Annotated in this window: 18 protein-coding genes; 8 read left to right on the top strand and 10 right to left on the bottom strand. The window is 69.3% G+C overall.

All coding sequences use genetic code 11. From position 1 onward, the window contains the following. Nucleotides 1–55: 55 nt before the first annotated feature. From pdhA to H9633_RS02510, 3 genes are read left to right on the top strand one after another with little or no spacing between them, the layout of a single operon-like run. Entirely contained in the window at nt 56–1,159 is a 1,104-nt protein-coding gene (gene pdhA, locus H9633_RS02500; RefSeq protein ID WP_218161818.1) for a pyruvate dehydrogenase (acetyl-transferring) E1 component subunit alpha, read from the top strand. Next, entirely contained in the window at nt 1,156–2,193 is a 1,038-nt protein-coding gene (locus H9633_RS02505; RefSeq protein WP_071644551.1) for an alpha-ketoacid dehydrogenase subunit beta, read from the top strand. The genes pdhA and H9633_RS02505 overlap by 4 nt, the downstream gene beginning before the upstream one ends. Continuing rightward, nucleotides 2,190–3,584 carry a dihydrolipoamide acetyltransferase family protein gene (locus H9633_RS02510; RefSeq protein WP_191711973.1) on the top strand — a complete coding sequence of 465 codons (1,395 nt, stop codon included), beginning with the start codon at nt 2,190–2,192 and terminating at the stop codon, nt 3,582–3,584. Before H9633_RS02505 ends, H9633_RS02510 begins: the two co-directional genes overlap by 4 nt. A gap of 15 nt (nt 3,585–3,599) precedes the next feature. Here the strand turns inward: H9633_RS02510 and ptsP are convergent, their stop codons facing one another. From ptsP to dhaK, 3 genes are read right to left on the bottom strand one after another with little or no spacing between them, the layout of a single operon-like run. Next, on the bottom strand, nt 3,600–6,119 hold the full coding sequence (ptsP, locus tag H9633_RS02515; protein WP_191711974.1) for a phosphoenolpyruvate--protein phosphotransferase: 2,520 nt from the start codon (nt 6,117–6,119) through the stop codon (nt 3,600–3,602). Further along, nucleotides 6,116–6,763 carry a dihydroxyacetone kinase subunit DhaL gene (gene dhaL / locus H9633_RS02520; RefSeq protein ID WP_191711975.1) on the bottom strand — a complete coding sequence of 216 codons (648 nt, stop codon included), beginning with the start codon at nt 6,761–6,763 and terminating at the stop codon, nt 6,116–6,118. Before dhaL ends, ptsP begins: the two co-directional genes overlap by 4 nt. Nucleotides 6,764–6,822: 59 nt before the next feature. Beyond that, a complete protein-coding gene (gene dhaK / locus H9633_RS02525; protein WP_071640470.1) occupies nt 6,823–7,815 on the bottom strand; it encodes a dihydroxyacetone kinase subunit DhaK in 993 nt (330 codons plus the stop codon). A gap of 218 nt (nt 7,816–8,033) precedes the next feature. Here dhaK and H9633_RS02530 point away from each other — a divergent pair, with 218 nt between their 5' ends. The 5 genes from H9633_RS02530 to H9633_RS02550 all read left to right on the top strand — a co-directional run bounded on the left by H9633_RS02530 (nt 8,034) and on the right by H9633_RS02550 (nt 13,425). Next, complete coding sequence (locus H9633_RS02530; protein ID WP_191711976.1) at nt 8,034–9,224, top strand: thiolase family protein; 1,191 nt, start codon at nt 8,034–8,036, stop codon at nt 9,222–9,224. Beyond that, entirely contained in the window at nt 9,217–9,993 is a 777-nt protein-coding gene (locus H9633_RS02535; RefSeq protein ID WP_191711977.1) for an enoyl-CoA hydratase/isomerase family protein, read from the top strand. Before H9633_RS02530 ends, H9633_RS02535 begins: the two co-directional genes overlap by 8 nt. Continuing rightward, on the top strand, nt 9,990–10,844 hold the full coding sequence (locus H9633_RS02540; protein ID WP_191711978.1) for a 3-hydroxyacyl-CoA dehydrogenase family protein: 855 nt from the start codon (nt 9,990–9,992) through the stop codon (nt 10,842–10,844). Before H9633_RS02535 ends, H9633_RS02540 begins: the two co-directional genes overlap by 4 nt. After that, the gene (gene paaZ, locus H9633_RS02545) at nt 10,841–12,928 is read left to right on the top strand and encodes a phenylacetic acid degradation bifunctional protein PaaZ (RefSeq protein WP_191711979.1); all 2,088 of its coding nucleotides are present in this window, start codon (nt 10,841–10,843) and stop codon (nt 12,926–12,928) included. The genes H9633_RS02540 and paaZ overlap by 4 nt, the downstream gene beginning before the upstream one ends. A 185-nt stretch (nt 12,929–13,113) precedes the next feature. Then, on the top strand, nt 13,114–13,425 hold the full coding sequence (locus H9633_RS02550) for a hypothetical protein (protein WP_029153956.1): 312 nt from the start codon (nt 13,114–13,116) through the stop codon (nt 13,423–13,425). Nucleotides 13,426–13,653: 228 nt separating this feature from the next. Here the strand turns inward: H9633_RS02550 and H9633_RS02555 are convergent, their stop codons facing one another. The 7 genes from H9633_RS02555 to H9633_RS02585 all read right to left on the bottom strand — a co-directional run bounded on the left by H9633_RS02555 (nt 13,654) and on the right by H9633_RS02585 (nt 19,905). Continuing rightward, entirely contained in the window at nt 13,654–14,187 is a 534-nt protein-coding gene (locus H9633_RS02555; protein ID WP_029153955.1) for a signal peptidase II, read from the bottom strand. Continuing rightward, nucleotides 14,184–14,795 carry a cadmium resistance transporter gene (locus H9633_RS02560; RefSeq protein ID WP_191711980.1) on the bottom strand — a complete coding sequence of 204 codons (612 nt, stop codon included), beginning with the start codon at nt 14,793–14,795 and terminating at the stop codon, nt 14,184–14,186. The genes H9633_RS02555 and H9633_RS02560 overlap by 4 nt, the downstream gene beginning before the upstream one ends. Continuing rightward, a complete protein-coding gene (locus H9633_RS02565) occupies nt 14,795–16,720 on the bottom strand; it encodes a heavy metal translocating P-type ATPase (RefSeq protein ID WP_191712910.1) in 1,926 nt (641 codons plus the stop codon). Before H9633_RS02565 ends, H9633_RS02560 begins: the two co-directional genes overlap by 1 nt. Continuing rightward, entirely contained in the window at nt 16,717–17,076 is a 360-nt protein-coding gene (gene cmtR / locus H9633_RS02570) for a Cd(II)/Pb(II)-sensing metalloregulatory transcriptional regulator CmtR (RefSeq protein WP_029153952.1), read from the bottom strand. The genes H9633_RS02565 and cmtR overlap by 4 nt, the downstream gene beginning before the upstream one ends. A gap of 239 nt (nt 17,077–17,315) precedes the next feature. Next, nucleotides 17,316–17,912, bottom strand: coding sequence for a DUF305 domain-containing protein (locus tag H9633_RS02575; RefSeq protein WP_225211031.1), 597 nt, complete (start codon nt 17,910–17,912; stop codon nt 17,316–17,318). Nucleotides 17,913–18,066: 154 nt separating this feature from the next. Next, nucleotides 18,067–18,468, bottom strand: a complete 402-nt coding sequence (locus tag H9633_RS02580; RefSeq protein WP_191711981.1) for a four-helix bundle copper-binding protein — start codon at nt 18,466–18,468, stop codon at nt 18,067–18,069. Nucleotides 18,469–19,065: 597 nt separating this feature from the next. Beyond that, a complete protein-coding gene (locus tag H9633_RS02585) occupies nt 19,066–19,905 on the bottom strand; it encodes a F510_1955 family glycosylhydrolase (protein WP_071644249.1) in 840 nt (279 codons plus the stop codon). Between the last annotated feature and the right edge of the window lie 123 nt (nt 19,906–20,028).

Consider the following 20,028-nt stretch of genomic DNA (forward strand, 5'->3'; position numbering starts at 1 on the left):
CTGGGGGGTCGCGGGCATCCTGGTGTCACCACGTTCGGCAAGGAAGGCGAACCGGATGATGCGAGACGACCTGCTCCCCCGCGAGACCCCCGTGCGCCTGATCGACCCGCGCGGCGACGGGGTCGACGACGCGCACTACACCGCACCCGACATCGACCGGCTGCGCGACGCGTACCGCGCCCTCGTCGAGGGCAGACGCATCAACGACCAGGCCAGCGCGCTGGTGCGGCAGGGCCGACTGGCGGTGTACCCGTCCTCGCACGGTCAGGAGGCGTGCCAGGTCGCCGCGGCGCTCGTGCTCGACGAGCCCGACTGGCTCTTTCCCACCTACCGCGATGCCGTCGCGATCATCGGGCGCGGAGTCTCACCCGCCGACGCGATGGTGCTGCTGGCCGGCGACTGGCACAGCGGATACGATCCCGCCGAGCATCACGTCGCCCCGCAGGCGACACCGCTGGCGACGCAGCTGCTGCACGCCGTCGGCTTCGCGCAGGCCGCGCGGCACCGCGGCGAGAGCACCGTGGTGCTGGCGCTGTGCGGCGACGGCGCGACGAGCGAGGGCGACTTCCACGAGGCGATGAACTTCGCCGCCGTGTTCCACGCGCCCGTGGTGTTCTTCGTGCAGAACAACGAGTTCGCGATCTCGGTGCCGCTGTCGCGCCAGAGCGCCGCTCCGTCTCTCGCGCACAAGGCGATCGGGTACGGGATGCCCGGTGAACGCGTCGACGGCAACGACGTCGCCGCCGTGCTCGCCGTTCTCGGCGAGGCGGTGGATCGGGCTCGCAGCGGCGGCGGACCGTCGCTCGTCGAGGCGCACACCTACCGGATGCAGGCGCACACCAACGCGGACGACGACACCCGCTACCGCGAGCGAGACGAGGTGCAGGCGTGGATCGAGCGCGACCCGCTGACCCGGCTTCGCGCGCACCTCGTCGCGCAGGATGCCCTCTCCGACGATGACGAGCAGCGCATCGCGGCGGGCGCCGAGCGCATCGCCGCCCAGCTGCGTGCCGCCCTCAACGCCGACGCCGACCTCGACCCCGAGGATCTGTTCCGCTTCGTCACGGCCGAGCGGTCATCGCAGCTGGAGGAGCAGTGGCGGATGCTGCAGGGCGAGATCGCACGGGATGCTCTGACGCAGGCGGGAGCACAGCCATGAGCATCGCATCCGACCTCCGCCCCGATCAGGCCACTCCTCATGTCGTCGGCACGATGACCATGGCCGCCGCCCTCAACCGCGCCCTCGCCGACGCGATCCAGGAGGATCCCGCGGTCGTCGTCTACGGCGAGGACGTCGGCGCCCTCGGTGGCGTCTTCCGCATCACCGACGGCCTCGCAGAGCGCTTCGGCGAGGACCGCTGCTTCGACACCCCGCTCGCCGAGGCCGGCATCGTCGGCACCGCGGTCGGCATGGCCATGAACGGCATGCGGCCGGTCGTCGAGATGCAGTTCGACGCGTTCGCGCTGCCGGCGTTCGAGCAGATCGTCAGCCAGGTCGCGAAGTTCGGCAACCGCACGCGCGGGTCGATGCGGATGCCGCTGGTCATCCGCATCCCGTTCGGCGGCGGCATCGGGGGCGTGGAGCATCACTGCGATTCGTCCGAGGCCTACTACGCGCACACGCCCGGTCTCACGGTCGTGTCGCCGTCGACCCCGCAGGACGCCTATTCGCTGCTGCGCGCCGCGATCGCCTCGCCCGATCCGGTGATCTTCCTCGAGCCGAAGAAGCTCTACTGGTCGAAGGGCGAGGTCGACACCTCGATCACCGCCGAGCTCGGCACCGCCCAGATCGTGCGGGATGGCACCGACGTCACCCTCATCGCCTACGCGGCGATGGTTCCGGTTGCCCTCGAGGCGGCCGAGATCGCCGCCGAGGAAGGACGCAGCGTTCAGGTCATCGACGTGCGCTCGCTGTCGCCGTTCGACGACACGACGGTGACCGCAGCCGTGCGCGCGACCGGACGCGCGGTCGTCGTCGCCGAGGCGCCCGGCTACGCGAGTGTCGCGAGCGAGATCCAGGCTCGCGTCTTCGAGCGGTGCTTCGAGCACCTCGAAGCGCCGGTGCGCCGGGTGACCGGCTTCGACACCCCGTACGCGCCGCCGAAGCTCGAGCACTGGTATCTGCCCGACGCCGATCGCGTGCTGGATGCCATCGACTCGCTCTACCCCGACGATGAGGAGACGACGCGATGACAACCGCGACAGCACGGGTCTTCCGCCTGCCGGATCTCGGCGAGGGACTCACCGAGGCGGGTCTCGTGCAGTGGCTGGTGGCGGTCGGCGACACGATCGCCACCGACCAGGCCATCGCCGAGGTCGAGACGGCGAAGAGCATCGTCGAGCTGCCCTCGCCGTTCGCCGGCGAGGTCACGGCTCTGCACGGCGTGCCGGGAGACGTGATCGCGGTGGGCGCGCCCGTGCTGGAAGTCGCTGATCAGCACGGGACCGACGCGGCGGAGACGGTTCCGGATGCCGAGAAGGAAGCGTATCGCGCCGAAGAGCGTGCAGGTTCCGGCAACGTGCTGATCGGCTACGGCACCACCGAGCGCGCCTCGTCCGGCCGTCGCCGCGCACGAGCATCCGGCGCGGCGGTGCCGCCCGCTTCTCCTCAGCCCGCACCGCCTCAGGCCACCTCTCAGCCCGTACCGTCTCAGCCCACTCCTCAGCCCGCCCCGCCTCAACGCATCGTCGCGGTGCGCTCGCCGATCATTCGCCGGCTCGCACGGGATCTCGGCGTCGACGTGCGACAGCTCGAGGCGACGGGAGCAGACGGTGCTGTCACGCGTGCCGATGTGCTGCGGGCCGCGAACGCCCTCGAGGGGCAGCAGGAGCAGGCATCCGGAACGTCGCCGCAGAAATCCGGCAGCGCCGCAGACACGGTCGAAGGACTCGCCGTCGCCTCGCGCGAGCGGCTGTCGCCGATGCGCAGAGCGATCAGCGCGACGTTGAGCCGCAGTCGCGCCGAGATCCCCGAGGCCACCGTCTGGGTCGACGTCGACGCCACCGAGCTGTGGCGGGCGCGCTCGCGCATGGCACCCGAGGGGCAACGAGCCCCGTCGCTCACCGCGCTCGTCGCGCGGTTCACGCTGATGGCCCTCGCGGACTTTCCGCTGCTGGCGTCGCGTCTCAGCGACGACGCTTCCGAGGTCATCTCGTTCGACGGCGTGAACCTCGGCGTAGCCGCCGACACCGAGCGCGGCCTGATGGTGCCGGTCATCAGCCGGGCGCACGAGCTGACCGTCGCGGAGCTCGAGGCGCAGCTGCGCGAGCTCGCAGCCACGGCACGATCGGGCCGGATGCCGGCCGAGCGACTGCGCGGGTCGACCTTCACCATCAACAACTACGGGAGCCTGGGCGTCGACGGGTCGGCCGCGATCATCAACCACCCTGAGGTCGCGATCCTGGGCGTCGGTCGCATGATCGAGCGGCCTTGGGTCGTCGAGGGTCAGATCGTCGCGCGGCGCATCACGCAGCTCTCGCTCGTCTTCGACCACCGGGTCTGCGACGGCGGCTATGCAGCCGGGTTCCTGCGCCGTGTGGTGGAGCTGATCGAGCACCCGCTGCGGGCGTTCGGCAGCCTCTGAGCCGTAGGCGTGCCGTCAGCGCGCGATCGCGACGGCTGCCGCCGCTCTGGCCTCCGCCGCCGTGGCTGCGGCGAGCGCGGCCTCCGCGGCGGCGCGGCACTGCTGTGGGGTCAGGGCCCCGAGAGCCGCCGCCACCCGGCCGAGCGAGCGCGGTGTCATCGACAGGCTGGTGGCGCCGAGCCCCACGAGCACGGGCGCGAGCGCCGGGTCTCCCCCGGCCTCGCCGCACACGCCGACCGCACGGTTCGCCGCTCGACCGGCTGAGCCGACGGCGGCGATCAGCCGCAGCACGGCCGGCTGCCACGGGTCGGTGAGGTCGCCCAGCTCGCCCAGGAGGCGATCGGCCGCCAGGGTGTACTGGGTGAGGTCGTTGGTGCCGAGGCTGACGAAGTCGACCACCTCGAACATCTCTGCCGCGAGGATCGCCGCCGACGGGGTCTCGATCATCACGCCCACCCGTTCGAGACCGGCGGCCCTGGCAGCGGCGGCGAACTCGCGTGCCTCCTCGACGGTGGCGATCATGGGCGCCATCACCTCGACGTGCGCGGACTCGGCCGACGCCGCCTCGGCCAGCGCGCGCAGCTGATCGTCGAGCAGCTGAGGGTTGCGTCGGGCGATGCGGAGTCCGCGGACCCCGAGCGCCGGGTTCTGCTCGTGATCGGCGTTCGCGAACGGCAGCGGCTTGTCGCTGCCCGCATCGAGCGTGCGCACCACGACCTTGCGCCCGGGGAAGGCCGCCAGCACCCCGCGATACGCCGCGACCTGCTCGGCGACGGTGGGTGCGTCGGTGCGGTCGAGAAAGCAGAACTCGGTGCGGAACAGACCCACGCCCTCCGCGCCGGCGGCGGCTGCGGTTCGGGCATCGGTCGCGTGGCCGACGTTGGCGAGCAGCGGAAGCGACGACCCGTCGGCCAGCCGTCCTCTCCCGTCGAACGGCGTGACGGTCGCGGCGTGCGTCGCGGCAGCGATGCGCTCCCGGGTCGGCTCGAGCTCGACGGTGCCGCGATCGCCGTCGACGAGCACGAGGGTGCCGGCCGCGATGCCGGTCGCGCCGCGCGCCCCGACGACGGCGGGCAGGCCCAGAGAGCGGGCGATGATCGCGGTGTGCGAGGTGGGGCCGCCCTGTTCCGTCACGATCGCCGCGCAGCGCCCGCCCTGCAGCGCCGCGGTGTCGGCGGGCGACAGGTCGTGCGCGACGAGCACGAACGGCTCCGTGACCTGCGGCACGCCGGGAACGGCGAGGCCGAGGATCTCGGCGACGACGCGGTCGCGCACGTCGCGCACATCGGCCGCGCGCTCCGCCGTGCGCCCGCCGAGAGACTCCAGCGCCTGCAGGTGAGCAGCCGCGACCTCCCAGATCGCCCGGGCGGCGCTGCGGCCGGCATCGCGGGTCAGCGCCGACGCCTCGGCGACGACGTCGGGGTCGGATGCCAGCAGCGCAGACGCCTCCAGGATGCCGCGGGCCTCGCCCGATGACGCGGCCGCGCGGGAGCGCAGATCGGCTGCGACCGCGACGCACGCCTGACGGATGCGGGACGCCTCGGCCTCCCGCTCGTCCTCGGCGATCACCGTCGCGGCGTCCGGCTCGAGCACCGGCGGAGCGAGAGTGAGCGCGAAGGCCGCGGCGACACCCGCGCTCACGCCGCGCCCGCGCAGCAGCGTCCCCGGTGCGACCGCGGGCACGGCGGCGGGTGCGGCGGCGGGCGGACCGGAATGCGCGCTCGTGGGAGCGTCGTCGACGCCCTCACCGAACCCGTCGTCGAAGAGCGCGGCGATGGCGGCGAGCGCCTGCTCATCGCCATCCGGCGCCGAGAGCTCGATCTCGTCGCCTCGACGCGCGCCGAGCACGAGCAGACGGCTCAGGCTCGCCGCGGATGCCTCGGGCCCGCCGGGCAGTCGGCGCAGGCGCACGTCCGCCCCGGCGGACGCCTCGGCGATGAGTGCGGCGGGGCGGGCGTGGATGCCGAGCGGGTTGCGCACGCGCACCCGCCTCGTGATGCGGGGTTCCTCCGGCGGTGACGACGCAGGCGCGGCCGAGGCAGGCGCGGCCGAGGCAGGCACGGCCGAGCTAGGCACGGCGGTCGCCGTCTCGACCGAGGCAGTATCGACCGGTGCATCCCCCTGCAGCTGACCGGTCTTCGCGTCCAGCGCCGCCGCGGCCTCGGTGGCCACCACGCCGAGCGACCCGCCGGCGGCGGCCGCGATCACCGCTGCCAGCAGTCCCTCGACGAACGGCGCCGGCGCCAGTCGCACGGGCACGTCGCTGGTGCGCAGCTCGAGAGCGAGCTCGGCGCTCATCACCGCTGAGCCGAGATCCATGAGCACGAGCACGCCATCGCACTCCGTGGCCAGGTCGTCGATCGCGGAGGCGACGGAGACGGCATCCGTGCCGAGAATCGGCGTCCCGTCGGCGTCTGCCCCTGCGCCGGCGGCCACCCGCACCTGCGCGCCGCCGCCGTGCACCATCTGCAGCGCGAGCTCGAGGGCGGCCTCACCCAGCCGAGCGCTGTGCGACACGGCGACGACGCCGATCATCCGGCTGCGTCCTGCGCCGCCGCGGCGAGGGTCTCGAACAGGATCGCCGTCGACGCCGCCCCCGGGTCGAGGTGACCGGCGCTGCGTTCGCCGAGGTAGCTCGCGCGTCCCTTTCGGGCGACGAGCGGACGTGTGGCGTCGCGTCCGGCGGCGGCGGCATCCGCCGCGGCGACCAGCGCTGCCGCCAGACCCGCCCCCGCGGCGAGGGTCGAGTCGAGGGCGTCGACGGCAGGCGCCATCGCGTCGTACATGGTCTTGTCGCCGGCCTCGGCCTTGCCCCGAGCGACGACGCCGTCGAGTCCGGCGCGCAGCGCGGTCGCGAGCGATGCGGCGTCGAGAGTCGGCACGGCGCCCGCGGTCATTCCCATGCGCAGGAAGAACGTGCCGTACAGCGGGCCGCTCGCGCCGCCCACCGAGCTGACGAGCGTCATCCCGACGCCTTTGAGCAGTTCGTCGATCGTCTCCGGTGCACCCGCATCGAGCTTGTCGACGACGGCGGCCATGCCACGGGCCATGTTGGCGCCGTGGTCGGCGTCGCCGATGGCCGAGTCGAGTTCGGTGAGCCACTCGCGGTTGTCGTTCATCGCGACGGCGAAGCGCGAGATCCAGTCGTGCAGGGCGGCGGTGTCGATGGTCGAGGTCATGCGTGCTCCTGAGTGGCGAAGGCGGTTTGGTGTCGGCGGAGTCAGGCGGACGGCGCGGGTCAGGCGCCCCAGCGCAGGCCGGGGGTGATGACGGGGGCATCCCACAGGCGCAGGATCTCGTCGTCGGCCTTCAGCACGGTCACCGAGCAGCCGGCCATGTCGAGCGAGGTGATGTAGTTGCCGACGAGGTTGCGGGCGATCTGCACGCCCGCTTTCTCGAGCAGGGCGGCGACCTCCGCGTACATCAGGTACAGCTCGATCTGCGGGGTCGCGCCCATGCCGTTGAGCATGACGATCGCGGGGCCGGTGAGATCGAGGTCGGCGAGGATCGGCTCGACGAGCTGCCGGGCGATATCGGATGCCGGGGCCAGCGGCTCGCGGTGCCGGCCCGGTTCGCCGTGGATGCCGATGCCGATCTCCATCTGGTCGTCCGGGAGGTCGAACGTGGGCTTGCCCGCCGCCGGGACCGTGCAGCTGGTGAGCGCCATGCCCATCGAGCGCCCCTGTGCGTTCACCTTCTCGGCGAGCGCGACGACCGCGGCGAGGTCCTGCCCCTCCTCGGCGGCTGCGCCGACGATCTTCTCCAGCAGCACGGTCAGGCCGACGCCGCGGCGTCCGGCCGTGTAGAGCGAGTCCTGCACGGCGACGTCGTCGTCGACCACCACGGTGCCGACCTCGATGCCGTCCATCTCGGCGAGCTCCGCCGCCATCTCGAAGTTGAGCACGTCACCGGTGTAGTTCTTCACGATGTGCAGCACACCCGCACCACGGTCGACGGCCTTCGTGGCGGCCTGCACACGGTCGGGGGTCGGCGAGGTGAAGATCTCTCCGGCGACGGCTGCGTCCAGCATCCCGACCCCGACGAAGCCGCCGTGCAGCGGCTCGTGGCCCGACCCGCCGCCGGAGACGACGGCGACCTTGCCCTGCTCCTTCGGCGTCGCGCGGGTGATCACGTGCGTGTCGAGATCGACCGAGAGCTCGGGATGCGCGGCGGCGACTCCCCGCAGCGATTCGACGAGCACGTCCTCGGGCTTGTTGATGAGCTTCTTCATGCTGCGATCTCCTTCGATCTCACGGGCGTCGCCCGCTCGGGAACATCCTCCGTCATGGTCGAATCTGCTCGGAGCCCCTCGCGTTGTCAAGGTCGATCGCGCAGCCGCGGTTCCGCCGCCTGCGGGCGTGGCGGTTGCCATACCGGGAGCGATCTGGAATCGTATTCCTGAACGATCGGTCTGTAATGGATCCGGTGACCGCGCTCGAGAGGATGACGATGTCCGAGGCCTATCTCGTCGACGGCGTGCGCACGCCGGTCGGCCGGTACGGCGGCGCCCTCGCCGGCGTCCGTCCCGACGACCTCGCCGCGCTGGTCGTCGCCGAGGCGGTCTCCCGGGCGGGAGTGCCGGCGGATGCCATCGACGAGGTCATCCTGGGAGCCGCGAACCAGGCCGGTGAGGACAACCGCAACGTCGCCCGAATGGCGGTGCTGCTGGCAGGACTGCCGGACAGCATCCCGGGGTTCACGGTCAACCGCCTGTGCGCGTCGGGGATGACGGCGATCGCCCTGGCTTCGCAGGCGATCCGCGCCGGCGACGCCGACCTGATGGTCGCCGGCGGCGTCGAATCGATGACCCGCGCGCCGTGGGTGCAGGCCAAGCCCGCTCGCGCATGGGCGAAGCCCGGCGACGCGTATGACACGTCGATCGGGTGGCGGTTCCCGAATCCCCGCCTGCTAGCTCGTGACAAGGCGACGTTCTCGATGCCCGAGACGGCAGAGGAGGTCGCGCGCGTCGAGGGGATCAGCAGAGCGGATGCCGACGCCTTCGCCCTGCTCAGCCATCAGCGAGCCCTCGCGGCCATCGACGCCGGGAGGCTGTCGCCGGAGATCGTCGCGGTCGAGTCGACCCGCGGGCTCGTCGACACGGACGAGGGACCGCGCCGCGAGACGTCGCTCGAGGCGCTGGCCGCGCTGCGTCCGGTCGTCGCGGGCGGCGAGGTGGTCACTGCAGGCAACGCGAGCTCGCTCAACGACGGCGCCTCGGCGATCGTCGTGGCGGGGGCGGATGCCGTCGCCCGGCACGGACTGCGCCCGCGGGCGCGCATCGTGGCATCCGCCACCGCCGCGCTGGCGCCGGAGATCATGGGTCTCGGCCCCGTGTCCGCCACTGAGAAGGCGCTGCAGAAGGCGGGGCTCACCGTCGCTGATCTCGGCGCGGTCGAGCTGAACGAGGCGTTCGCGTCGCAGTCGCTGGCGTGCATCCGACGCCTCGGCGTCGACCCCGAGATCGTCAACGCCGACGGCGGGGCGATCGCCCTCGGGCATCCGCTCGGCTCCAGCGGCTCGCGTCTGCTGGTCACGCTGCTGGGCCGGATGGAGCGCGACGGTGCTCGGTACGGCCTGGCGACGATGTGCGTCGGCGTGGGGCAGGGCACGGCGATGATCGTGGAGCGCATCGATGGCTGACGCGCTGCGGATCGAGACGCGGGGCGACCGGACGGTCGTGACGCTCGCCCGCCCCGCCGTGCGCAACGCGATCGACCAGACCATGGTCGACGAGCTGCATGCCGTGTGCACCGACCTCGAGAACGAGCCGAGGGTGCTGATCATCACCGGCGCCGACGGCGTCTTCGCGTCGGGAGCCGACATCCGTCAGCTGCGCGATCGCACCGCGGACGACGCGCGGCGCGGCATCAACTCGACCGTGTTCCGACGCATCCACGAGCTGCCGATGCCGGTGATCGCCGCGGTCGACGGCTATGCGCTGGGTGGCGGCGCCGAGCTCGCCTACGCCGCAGACATCCGCATCGGCACACCGCGGGTGCGCGTCGGCAACCCCGAGACCGGACTCGGCATCATCGCCGCGGCCGGCGCCACGTGGCGGCTGCCCGAGATCATCGGCCACGCCCGTGCCAGCGAGCTGCTGCTCACCGGCAGGATCATCGACGCACAGGAAGCCCTCGCGTGGGGTCTGCTGTCGTCGCTGCACGAGCCCGACGAGCTGCTCGGCGCTGCGCACGCCATCGCCGACCGCATCTGCGCGAACGGCGCACGGGCCACCGAGCTCACCAAGCGTGCGCTGCTCGCGCCCGCCGACCAGCATCCGGCGATCGAGCTCGAGCTGCAGGCCGAGCTGTTCGACAGCGACGAGAAGCGCCGGCGCATGACGGCGTTCCTCGAGCGCCGGTCGCAGCGATCCGATCGATCGACGCAGCAGGAGGAGGAGAGCCGATGAGCGTTCCCGGGATCGTGGGCGTGCTGGGCGGTGGACGCATGGGCGCCGGAATCGCGCACGCATTCCTCATGGCGGGAGCGCGGGTGCGTCTCGTAGAACGCGATCAGGACTCCGCCGAGGCCGCGCGCACGCGCGTGCTGGCGAGCATCGAGAAGTCCACTCTCCGCGGCGACCTCGCCGAGCCGCGGCCGGTGATCGAGTCGTTCGCCGTGCACGTCGACCCCGCCGTGTTCGAGAGCGCCGGCCTCGTGATCGAGGCCGTGCCGGAGGATCGCACGCTGAAGGCACAGGCCCTCGCGCACATCGAGCAGATCGTCGCGCACGACGCGGTGCTCGCCACGAACACGTCGTCGATCTCGATCGACGACCTCGCGGCATCGCTCACCCGGCCCGAGCGGTTCCTCGGACTGCACTTCTTCAACCCCGTTCCGGCGTCGACGCTGGTCGAGCTCGTCGTCGGGTCGCGCACGGGTCGCGCGGTCGTCGACTCCGCCCGCGAGTGGGTGGCCACGCTGCGCAAGACCCCGGTCGTGATCCGCGACTCGCCCGGTTTCGCATCGAGTCGGCTCGGCGTGCTGCTGGGGTTGGAGGCGATTCGGATGCTCGAGGAGGGCGTCGGCGACGCCGCCGACATCGACGCGGCCATGGAACTGGGCTACCGGCATCCGATGGGTCCGCTGCGCACCACCGACGTCGTCGGCCTCGACGTGCGCCTCGGCATCGCCAAGGAGCTGGCTCGCCAGCTCGGACCGCGTTTCGAGCCGCCGCGGCTGCTGCGGCAGATGGTGGATGCCGGAAAGCTGGGCCGCAAGAGCGGCGAGGGGTTCTACGTGTGGAACGAGGAGAGATGACCGATTTCCTGCCGAGCTACGTTCAGGGTGAGTGGTGGACGCCCGCCGCCCCTCTTGGGTCCCTGAGCCTGCCGAAGGGCACAGACGTTCGAGACGCCTCCACCGGCGAGATCATCACCCGGGTCTCAACCGAGGGCCTCGATCTCACCGGCGCCCTCGAGTACGCCCGCACCACGGGCCACGCGAGCCTGGCCGAGTTGACCTTCCACCAGCGGGCGCTGCTGCTCAAGCAGTTCGCCCTGGCGCTGACCGAGCGCAAGGACGAGCTGTACGCGATCTCGGCGCGCACCGGAGCGACGAAGGGCGACTCATGGGTCGACATCGACGGCGGCATCGGGGTGCTGTTCTCGTACTCGGGCAAGGGCCGCCGCGAGCTGCCGAACAGTCGCGTGTATGTCGATGGGCCGGTCGAGCCGCTCTCGAAGGACGGCAGCTTCCTCGGCCGGCACGTCTACACGACGCTCCCCGGGGTCGCCGTGCAGATCAACGCGTTCAACTTCCCGGTGTGGGGGTCGCTCGAGAAGCTCGCTCCCGCGTTCCTCGCCGGCATGCCGACCGTCGTGAAGCCCGCCACACCGACGGGGTATCTCACCGAGGCGATGGTGCGCATCCTCGTCGAGTCGGGGCTGCTCCCGGCGGGTTCGCTGCAGCTGGTGAGCGGCAGCGTGCCCGACCTGTTCGACCACCTGCGACTCGGCGACCTGGTCGGGTTCACCGGCAGCGCGTCGACCGCCGAGGCGCTGCGGCGGCACCCGGCCGTGCAGACCGGTGGGGTGCGCTTCACCGCCGAGACCGACTCGATCAACGCGTCGGTGCTCGGCACGGATGCCGTGGCCGGCACCCCGGAGTTCGACGCCTACGTACGCCAGCTCGTCGCGGAGATGACGAGCAAGGCCGGTCAGAAGTGCACGGCGATCCGCCGCGCGATCGTCCCCGCGGCGGCAGCGGACGATGTGATCGAGGCCGTGCGGACGCGGATCGCGGAGAAGACGGTGCTCGGCGACCCGCGCGCGGAGGGCGTGACGATGGGGCCGCTCGCGTCGGTCGCGCAGCGCGACGAGGTGCTGCGCCAGGTGCGGAAGCTGCAGGATGCCGGCGGCCGGGTCGTCGTCGGCTCGGCCGACGCTCCCTCCGTGCGACAGGCTGACGGGTCGACCGGCCCCGCGCCGGACGGTGCGTTCGTCGCGCCTCTGCTGCTGCGCTTCGACGATGCCAGCGCCGAGGCGGTGCACGACGTCGAGGCGTTCGGTCCGGTGTCGTCGCTGCTCACCTACGCCACGACCGCCGAGGCCGCGGACCTCGTCGCCCGGGGCGGCGGCTCGCTGGTGACGAGCATCGCGACGCACGACATCGCGCAGGCGGTCGAGCTCGCCACGCGCATCGCGCCGTTCAACGGCCGGATGCTGCTGCTCGACCGTGACGACGCCCGGTCGTCGACCGGGCACGGCTCTCCCCTCCCCGGCCTCGTGCACGGTGGTCCCGGTCGCGCCGGCGGCAGCGAGGAGCTGGGCGGCATCCGCGCGGTGCTGCATCACATGCAGCGCACGGCCGTGCAGGGGTCGCCAGAAATGCTCACCGCCCTGACGGGCGTGTGGCACGCGGGTGCGGCCACCAGCGCCGGCGATCGGCATCCGTTCCGCAAGTCGCTCGCCGAGCTGCGGATCGGCGACCAGATCGCATCGGGTGCCCGAGAGGTCACGCTCGACGACATCGAGACCTTCGCGCACTTCACCGGCGACACGTTCTACGCGCACATGGACGAGGAGTCCGCGGCCGCCAACCCGTTCTTCCCCGGCCGCGTCGCGCACGGATACCTGCTCGTGTCATGGGCGGCAGGGCTGTTCGTCGATCCCGAGCCGGGTCCCGTGCTGGCGAACTACGGGCTCGAGAACCTGCGGTTCATCACCCCGGTGTCGCCGGGTGACAGCATCCGGGTCGAGCTGACGGCCAAGCAGATCACCCCGCGCGAGACCGACGAGTACGGCGAGGTTCGCTGGGATGCGGTGATCCGCAATCAGCGCCAAGAGATCGTCGCGACGTACGACGTGCTGACCCTCGTCAGCAAGGATCCGGTCGCCGCCTGAACAGCCCCTGCCGAAAACGCTGCGGCCGAGGTTTTGGCGATATAAGTTTCGGCAGGGGGTTTCGGCGGGCAGGTTTCCGGCGTGTCGTGCACCTTGCGGTCGAGGTTGACGCGGCTGCCGTAAACGATCGTTTTCGGTGGTAGCCCGGGCACGACATCAACAGCGAAGTCGAGGATGATTGAGTCGTGGAGATTGAGCTGCTTTATATCGCCGGTTGCCCCAGCTGGGTTGAGGCTGGCCGTCGTGTTTCTGAGGCGCTACGAGAAACAGGCCACGACGAATCGGAGGTTCACTACCGACTCATCCGGACGGAGGAGGACGCGGGCGCAGTCTCGTTCGCGGGCTCCCCCACGATCACCCTGGATGGTAACGATCTCTTTCCGGGGTCGGGGCGAAGCAATGACCTCGCCTGCCGTATTTACAGCACCCCTGCTGGGCTGGCCGGGATGCCAACGGTTGAACAGATTCGAGAGGCGCTCTCCGCTCATGGCGACTGACGAGGACGTTGCGTGCACGTGCTGCGGGCGACATCTGCCACGCAAGAAGCTGCACGCACTCGGAGACGATCGCGCTTTCATCTGTCGACGATGCGGCTGGTGGGTGGCTCTGCGCCTACATCGCGACCGCCCGCCTGCCTAAGCGTGAACTCACTCAACGGCTGCCCACGGCGATCGCGCCGATGTAGAGGGCGAGTTGATGGGTGTCCCACCACCGCACAACGGATCTCACTCGGTGCTCTCATCCCCGGCGCGGATCATGAAAACTGCTCCGGTGATCGCTGCGGCGAAGATTACGATGTCGGCGATGTTGCCGATGAACCAGTTTCCGTAGGCGAGGAAGTCCACGACGTGACCCCGGGCGAATCCGGGGTCGCGGAAAAGGCGGTCGCCTGCGTGTGAGGCGGCAGCGCCGCCGAGCGCGCCGATGACGATCGCCCATCCCACGCGTTGCACTCGGAACGCGAACACAATCCCTGTGACCGTGGCGGCGACAGCGAGCAGCGCGAACACCCAGGTGAAGCCTTCCCCGAAGGAGAATGCCGCTCCGGGGTTATAGGCGAGCTGCAAACCCAGCAGGTCACCGATCAGCGGGATGCGCTCACGCTCGGTGAGGGTCGCTTCGGCCCACACCTTCGTTCCCTGATCAATCAGCACGACGACCACGGCGATCAAGAGCGCTCCACCAGTGAGCTGCCGCCGCCGCGCCGACGACAGCTTGCGCGCAGCGGGCGGATGAGCCTCTGACTGGGAGGAGGTCATGCAAGCACCTCGATCAGACGGACCATGACCCCAGATTCGATCAGGATGAACAGGCCAAGGCCGATGAACACGGCCGGTACGAGCCAGTGCTCGACGCGCTCCAGCCCCTCGGTAACAGCCTTGTTGGTACCGATCAGCCGACCGGCCGCGCACCAGACCGCGACGAGGATCAGGAACACGACGATCATGATCGCGACGTCGCTGGGGGCGCTGGTGCGAAAGATCGGCGTGTAGAGGGAGATGTTGTCGGCCCCGTTGGCGATCGTGATCCCTGCGACGCCCCATAGTCCGACCGCGGTGATCTTGGAGTCATCATCATCATCGTCATCGCCGTTACGGCGCAGGCCGCGAATGAGCGTCCAGATGCCGATGCCGAGCGGGATCAGACCCAGGAAACCGACCCATTCGTCCGGAACGATGGTGAGACCGAGAGCGGCGATCACGCTGATCACGACGAGGGTGATGAACCCGAGATACTGGCCCGCGACGATCTGCCACGGCCGGGGCTTCCCTCGACTGGAAGCCAGGAACAGCACGGTGAGCACGACAATGTCGTCGTTGTTGGTTGCCGCGAACAGGCCGATCGCTGAACCGATAGTTGCGAGCATCAGCTTTCCAGTCGTGGCGTGCGGGTGCGTGCGGCGCGCAGACCGTTGAGGATCACGATGACCTCCGCGACCTCGTGGACCAGGACGACGGCCGCGAGCCCCAGGACGCCGAAGAGCGCGAGCGGGAGCAGTGCAGTGATGATCAGCAGCGACAGGATGATGTTCTGGTTGATGATCCGTCGACCGCGGCGGGCGTGATCGAACGCTCGCGAGATGAGGCGCAGATCATGGCCGGTGAAGGCCACGTCGGCGGATTCGATTGCCGCGTCGGAGCCGGTGGCGCCCATCGCGATACCGATGTCTGCGCCAGCGAGGGCCGGTGCGTCGTTGATTCCGTCGCCGATCATCGCGACCGGCCCCGCCTTTGACAGCTCGCCGATCGCGGTTGCCTTATCCTCGGGACGCAGTTCCGCGCGCACGTCGCTGATCCCGGCCTGCGCGGCCAGTGCACGAGCGGTGCGGGCGTTGTCTCCGGTGAGCATCGTCACGCCGACGCCTTGGTTGGTGAGCGTCCGGACTACCTCGGGGACTTCAGGGCGCAGTTCGTCGCGGACGCCGATAGCGGCGACGGGGGTTCCGTCGCGGTGGACGATCACGACGGTCATGCCCTGCTCCTCCAACTCCGCGACCTGCTTCCCGAGGTCGCCCGCGTCCAGCCAGCGAGGACTGCCGACGGTGATTCTCGATCCGCCGACAGTGCCGTCGATGCCGTGCCCGGCCTGCTCGGTCACATCTGCAGCTGCCGGTGTGCCCGGGGCCGCGGCGGTGATCGCAGAGGCAAGGGGATGCGTGCTGTGCTGCTCCAGTGCGGCCGCCCAGGCCAGCGCCTGCGTCTCGGTCACGCCGTTCGCAGTGAGCACCGCGGTGACCGCAGGTTCGTTGCGGGTGAGGGTGCCGGTCTTGTCGACCGCGACGTGGCGGACCGTGCCGAAGCGCTCGAAAACGGCGCCGGACTTGATGATCACGCCGAACTTGCTTGCTGCGCCGATCGCGGCGACGACCGTCAGCGGCACCGAGATCGCCAGCGCACACGGAGAAGCGGCGACCAGCACGACAAGCGCGCGGGTGATCCACACCTCTGGATCGCCCAGCAGCGACCCGATGATCGCAACGAGCGCTGCGAGGATCAGAACGCCGGGTACGAGCGGGCGGGCGATCCTGTCCGCGAGACGCGCACGCTCGCCCTTCTCGGTCTGCGCCTTCTCCACCAGCTCCACGATCGTCGTGAGCGAGTTATCGGTGCCCGCAGCAGTCGCCTCGACCTCCAGCACGCCGGCGCTGTTGATCGCACCGGCCGACACCGCATCGCCGGGCTCGACCTCGACCGGGATCGACTCCCCGGTGATCGCCGAGGTGTCCAGGCTGGAGCGACCAGAACGAACGATCCCGTCGGTCGCGATCCGCTCACCCGGGCGGACCACCATGACCTGGCCGACCGTCAACTCTCTCGCCGGCACCTGCGCAGAGACACCGCCCTGCAGCACGGTCGCTGTCTCCGGCACGAGCTTCAGCAGCGCCCTCAGCCCGCCCCGGGCACGGTCCATCGCCTTGTCCTCGAGCGCCTCAGCAATCGAGTACAAGAACGCCAGAGCTGCAGCCTCCTCCACGTAGCCGAGGATGACCGCACCGATCGCGCTGATCGTCATCAGCAGCCCGATACCGAGCTTGCCCTTGAACAGTTTCCGGATCGCGCCGGGCGTGAACGTCGACGCGCCCAGGAGCAGACCGGCCCAGAACAACACCAGCGCCGGGATCTCGAGGCCGGACCATTCAAGGATCAGACCGGCCAGGAATGCGACACCGGAGAAGACCGGCACCATGACCCCACGGTCCCTCCACCAGGGCCGCTCCACCTCTTCGGTCTCATCCTCCGCCGCAGTGGCAGGCTGGGCAGGCTCGTGCTCGCAGCCACACGCCGCGCTCACGCGTCCGCCCCCGTCCCACAGCAGCCAGCCACCGTGCACGCAGAGTCCACGCACGGCGCGTGCTCATCGACCGCCAGCGTCACGTCCACGAGCGCGACGAGCGCAGCCGCAAGATGCGGGTCGGCGATCTCGTAACGGGTCTGGCGACCCTCCGGCTCGGCAACGACAATCCCGCAGTCACGCAGGCAGGTGAGATGGTTCGACACGTTCGAACGCGTCAGCTCCAGCTCACGAGAGAGCACAGCCGGGTAGCTCGGTCCACCGAGCAGAGACATTAGGATTCGGGAACGCGTGGGATCGGCCATGGCCCGGCCGAGCCGGTTCATGACATCGAGGCGTGAGGAAATAGTCAGCACACACTGAACTATACAGTGATTGATGACCTATCGGAACGGCTTCACCCCAGGCCACATCTCTGGGGCGTGGGTGTAAGTACATCCGGCCCACCCCCACCGAATACGCCTACCGAAACCCGTTTACGGCGCACATTTCTGGCATTCGATCTGGTGTGCCTTCACTCGCCGCGCCGCAAACGATCGTTTCCGGCAGGCTCTCGGAGCACAAGCCATGATCGATCGATTATCGCTACCAATCGTCATCCGTCGTCCGAGCACTGGCGGTCGGCTGCCCGTTCGAAGTCTGGAACGGGTCGGTCTTGCGCGTCCTCGGCCGTCAGCGCGAGGCCGTTGCTTTCGATGTCGGCGATGAGCCAGTCCATTTCGAGGATCTCCCGGCGCTGCGCTTCGCTGATTTCAACCGCAAGTTCGCAGACGCGGACATCCTGCAGCTGTGCTCGCTCGGATCGGGTGATCGCGAGCGAGTGATGCGGAATCATTGCGCGCATGTACGCGGTGTCGTCGACGGTGATCTGGCTGCGGTCGAGGGCGATGCCTCCTCCGAGGAGGAGAACGCTGACGATGATGACCGCAATGTTCGCTTTCCTGTGCTTGTACATGTTGAGCATCCAGGCCAGCATGACCAGCCCCATGGCGCCGCCCATAGTGAGCGCCATGAAGACGCGGCTTTCGCTGAAGCGTATGTGCCCCCATTCCCACACTCCAGCGAACATCGTCCAATACATCACGACCATGCCGGTGAGAATCATCGCCGCGAATCGCAAGTACATCGTCAGCGATCCGTGTTTTTTCGCCCCTGCTTGTCGTCCATTTGTTTCGTGCGTGTCCTTCGACATATGCCTCACCTGTTCGTCTCGGTTCGTTGCGGTAGCGCGATTGATGACGACGTGTGGGGTAAGAGCGCTCGCTAGTCTGCTTCGGCTTGGTCAACGGGCATCACTGGATTGATGCGGGTAGCGAAGAACTGCACGACGCCGTCGAGGTGGCTATTCAGAGGGTTGCGAGGAGCGCGGCGCAGGCATCTTCGCATCGCCGGCAGGCCGCAGCACACACCGTGCAGTGTTCGTGCATCGTGTGCTTCTCGCACTCGTCGGCGCAGCTCGCGCATGCCGTGCGGCACGCTTCGAGGGTTGCGCGGGTGAGGTTGGCGTCGTACCCGGGGTGCCTGGACAGGATGCGTCCGGTGGTTTCGCAGAGGTCGGCGCAGTCCAGGTTCGTGCGGATGCACTTCGTCAGCTCGGCAACCATTTCCTCGCTCAGGCACGCGTCGGCGCATGCGGTGCATGATTGCGCGCACTCAACGCACGCCTCGATACACTCCACCAGCACCTTCCGGTCAGCCTGCCCAAGGTCCTTCGGGTAGGTGCGGAGCATTTCCGCCGCGACAGTCATAGTGGCTCCTCTCGTCATTGTGGAGTCTTCAAACTACGACCGCACCTCGCTCCCGAGGACCCCGTTGAATACCCCCGGGAGGGCATGGTAGTTCAGCGGCAGATCATCGTCGCAGCGATTACTGTGCGGTGACGATTATTCCGTTTCTGCAGCGTGACTGGGTGGAGCTCGAAGGATCAGAGCCAGGGCGACAATGACCATGATTACGGCGATGTCAAAGCTGGCGATCGTGTACGTCCACCAAGCGACGTCGGTCGATTGGGCATCACTGATCAGATGCGCGAGCGCGAGGGCTGGACCGCAGATCAAGAGCATATATCCAAGACGCACGAGCCTTCGATGCGTCCGCTCCGCGGGACTGCGAGGCGAAGGCGCGCCGGGTGAGGACGAGTGCACGGCCGTCAGATGGTGCATCGAGTCGAAGGGGGATCTGGAGCCGGTGGGGGTCATCAGAAGATCGCTCCAATGGCGAGAAAACTAGCAGCGGCGAGGAGAGCAACGGCGACCGTCGCCACGATGACGAACAACACGAGGTTCCGAAAGGGGTTCTTGGGCGCTTTCACGAGGAATCCTTGGGCACAGGTCTTTGCGCCCGCGTTATTGGGCGGGACTCAGCACAGTGGTGCTGTCCGGTGAGACTTCAACGATGCCCCGGTCATCGACGAGGATGACGCGGTCGTCGATGACCGTGAGGGCTTGAACGGCGCCTTGGAGGGATTCGAGCTGATGCCAGGTTCCATTTTCATCCTCTGTCCACAGGACGCCATCGGTGCCTGCGCCGAGAAGAGTGCCATCGGTGCGAGCATCCAGCGCGTAGAGCACAGGTGTTCCGTCGACTGGAGTGAATGTGTTACCGCCGTCGCTGCTGAAGAGAACGCCTTCTTCGGCTGCAGCGTACAAACCGGATTCGGTGACCGCGAGATCAGCGGCGCCGAGGGACGCACGCTCCGTCCAGTTGTTTCCCTCGTCTGTGCTGGTGAGCAGGTTCACTTGGCTAGAGGGGACGCCGTAGAGGGTGCCGTCCGGGGCCGCGGTGAGGATGTGGAAGTCGGTGGTTCCGTTGAGAGCAATAGGCGACCAAGTGTTCCCGTAGTCGTCGCTGCGGATGATGCCGAGGTTGGGCGATCCGAGTTCGGCCGGGGTCTTTTCGCCGGGATGCCCGGAGGCGAACAGCGCGTCTCCCGAGACCGTGAATCCCATGGCGTCGAAGGCGTGACCGCCGATCGGGCCGGAGATATCCCCATCTGGTGTGAGAGTGAAGATTCCGTTGTGCGTGGCCACCAGCAGATCATCGCCCCGGGGATCTTGGGCGATGCCGTGGATGTGGTCGATGCGGGGAGCTGAGTCCGGGTTGCCGAGCGGTGTCGCGGTGCATCCGGTGGCGACAGCCGCCAGGACGGTCACAGTGACGGTTGCGAGAAGGAGTGAGCGTTTCATGATGGTTTCCGTTAGTGGCCTCAAGCGGGCCTGGCTTCACGACGCGCAACAAGAGCACGCCGACGTCTGACTGCTGCCGCAATGGGGCAGCACGGATGACAGGTCCGGGCGGGACGATCGGAT

Source organism: Microbacterium commune (genome assembly GCF_014836945.1).
GTDB classification, from domain to species: Bacteria; Actinomycetota; Actinomycetes; order Actinomycetales; family Microbacteriaceae; genus Microbacterium; species Microbacterium commune.

What these genes read in the sequence shown, in the direction of transcription:
- pdhA (WP_218161818.1), top strand. Translation starts at nt 56, where the DNA reads ATGATGCGAGACGACCTGCTCCCCCGCGAGACCCCCGTGCGCCTGATC.
- H9633_RS02505 (WP_071644551.1), top strand. Translation starts at nt 1,156, where the DNA reads ATGAGCATCGCATCCGACCTCCGCCCCGATCAGGCCACTCCTCATGTC.
- H9633_RS02510 (WP_191711973.1), top strand. Translation starts at nt 2,190, where the DNA reads ATGACAACCGCGACAGCACGGGTCTTCCGCCTGCCGGATCTCGGCGAG.
- ptsP (WP_191711974.1), bottom strand. Translation starts at nt 6,119, where the DNA reads ATGATCGGCGTCGTCGCCGTGTCGCACAGCGCTCGGCTGGGTGAGGCC.
- dhaL (WP_191711975.1), bottom strand. Translation starts at nt 6,763, where the DNA reads ATGACCTCGACCATCGACACCGCCGCCCTGCACGACTGGATCTCGCGC.
- dhaK (WP_071640470.1), bottom strand. Translation starts at nt 7,815, where the DNA reads ATGAAGAAGCTCATCAACAAGCCCGAGGACGTGCTCGTCGAATCGCTG.
- H9633_RS02530 (WP_191711976.1), top strand. Translation starts at nt 8,034, where the DNA reads ATGTCCGAGGCCTATCTCGTCGACGGCGTGCGCACGCCGGTCGGCCGG.
- H9633_RS02535 (WP_191711977.1), top strand. Translation starts at nt 9,217, where the DNA reads ATGGCTGACGCGCTGCGGATCGAGACGCGGGGCGACCGGACGGTCGTG.
- H9633_RS02540 (WP_191711978.1), top strand. Translation starts at nt 9,990, where the DNA reads ATGAGCGTTCCCGGGATCGTGGGCGTGCTGGGCGGTGGACGCATGGGC.
- paaZ (WP_191711979.1), top strand. Translation starts at nt 10,841, where the DNA reads ATGACCGATTTCCTGCCGAGCTACGTTCAGGGTGAGTGGTGGACGCCC.
- H9633_RS02555 (WP_029153955.1), bottom strand. Translation starts at nt 14,187, where the DNA reads ATGACCTCCTCCCAGTCAGAGGCTCATCCGCCCGCTGCGCGCAAGCTG.
- H9633_RS02560 (WP_191711980.1), bottom strand. Translation starts at nt 14,795, where the DNA reads ATGCTCGCAACTATCGGTTCAGCGATCGGCCTGTTCGCGGCAACCAAC.
- H9633_RS02575 (WP_225211031.1), bottom strand. Translation starts at nt 17,912, where the DNA reads ATGTCGAAGGACACGCACGAAACAAATGGACGACAAGCAGGGGCGAAA.
- H9633_RS02580 (WP_191711981.1), bottom strand. Translation starts at nt 18,468, where the DNA reads ATGACTGTCGCGGCGGAAATGCTCCGCACCTACCCGAAGGACCTTGGG.
- H9633_RS02585 (WP_071644249.1), bottom strand. Translation starts at nt 19,905, where the DNA reads ATGAAACGCTCACTCCTTCTCGCAACCGTCACTGTGACCGTCCTGGCG.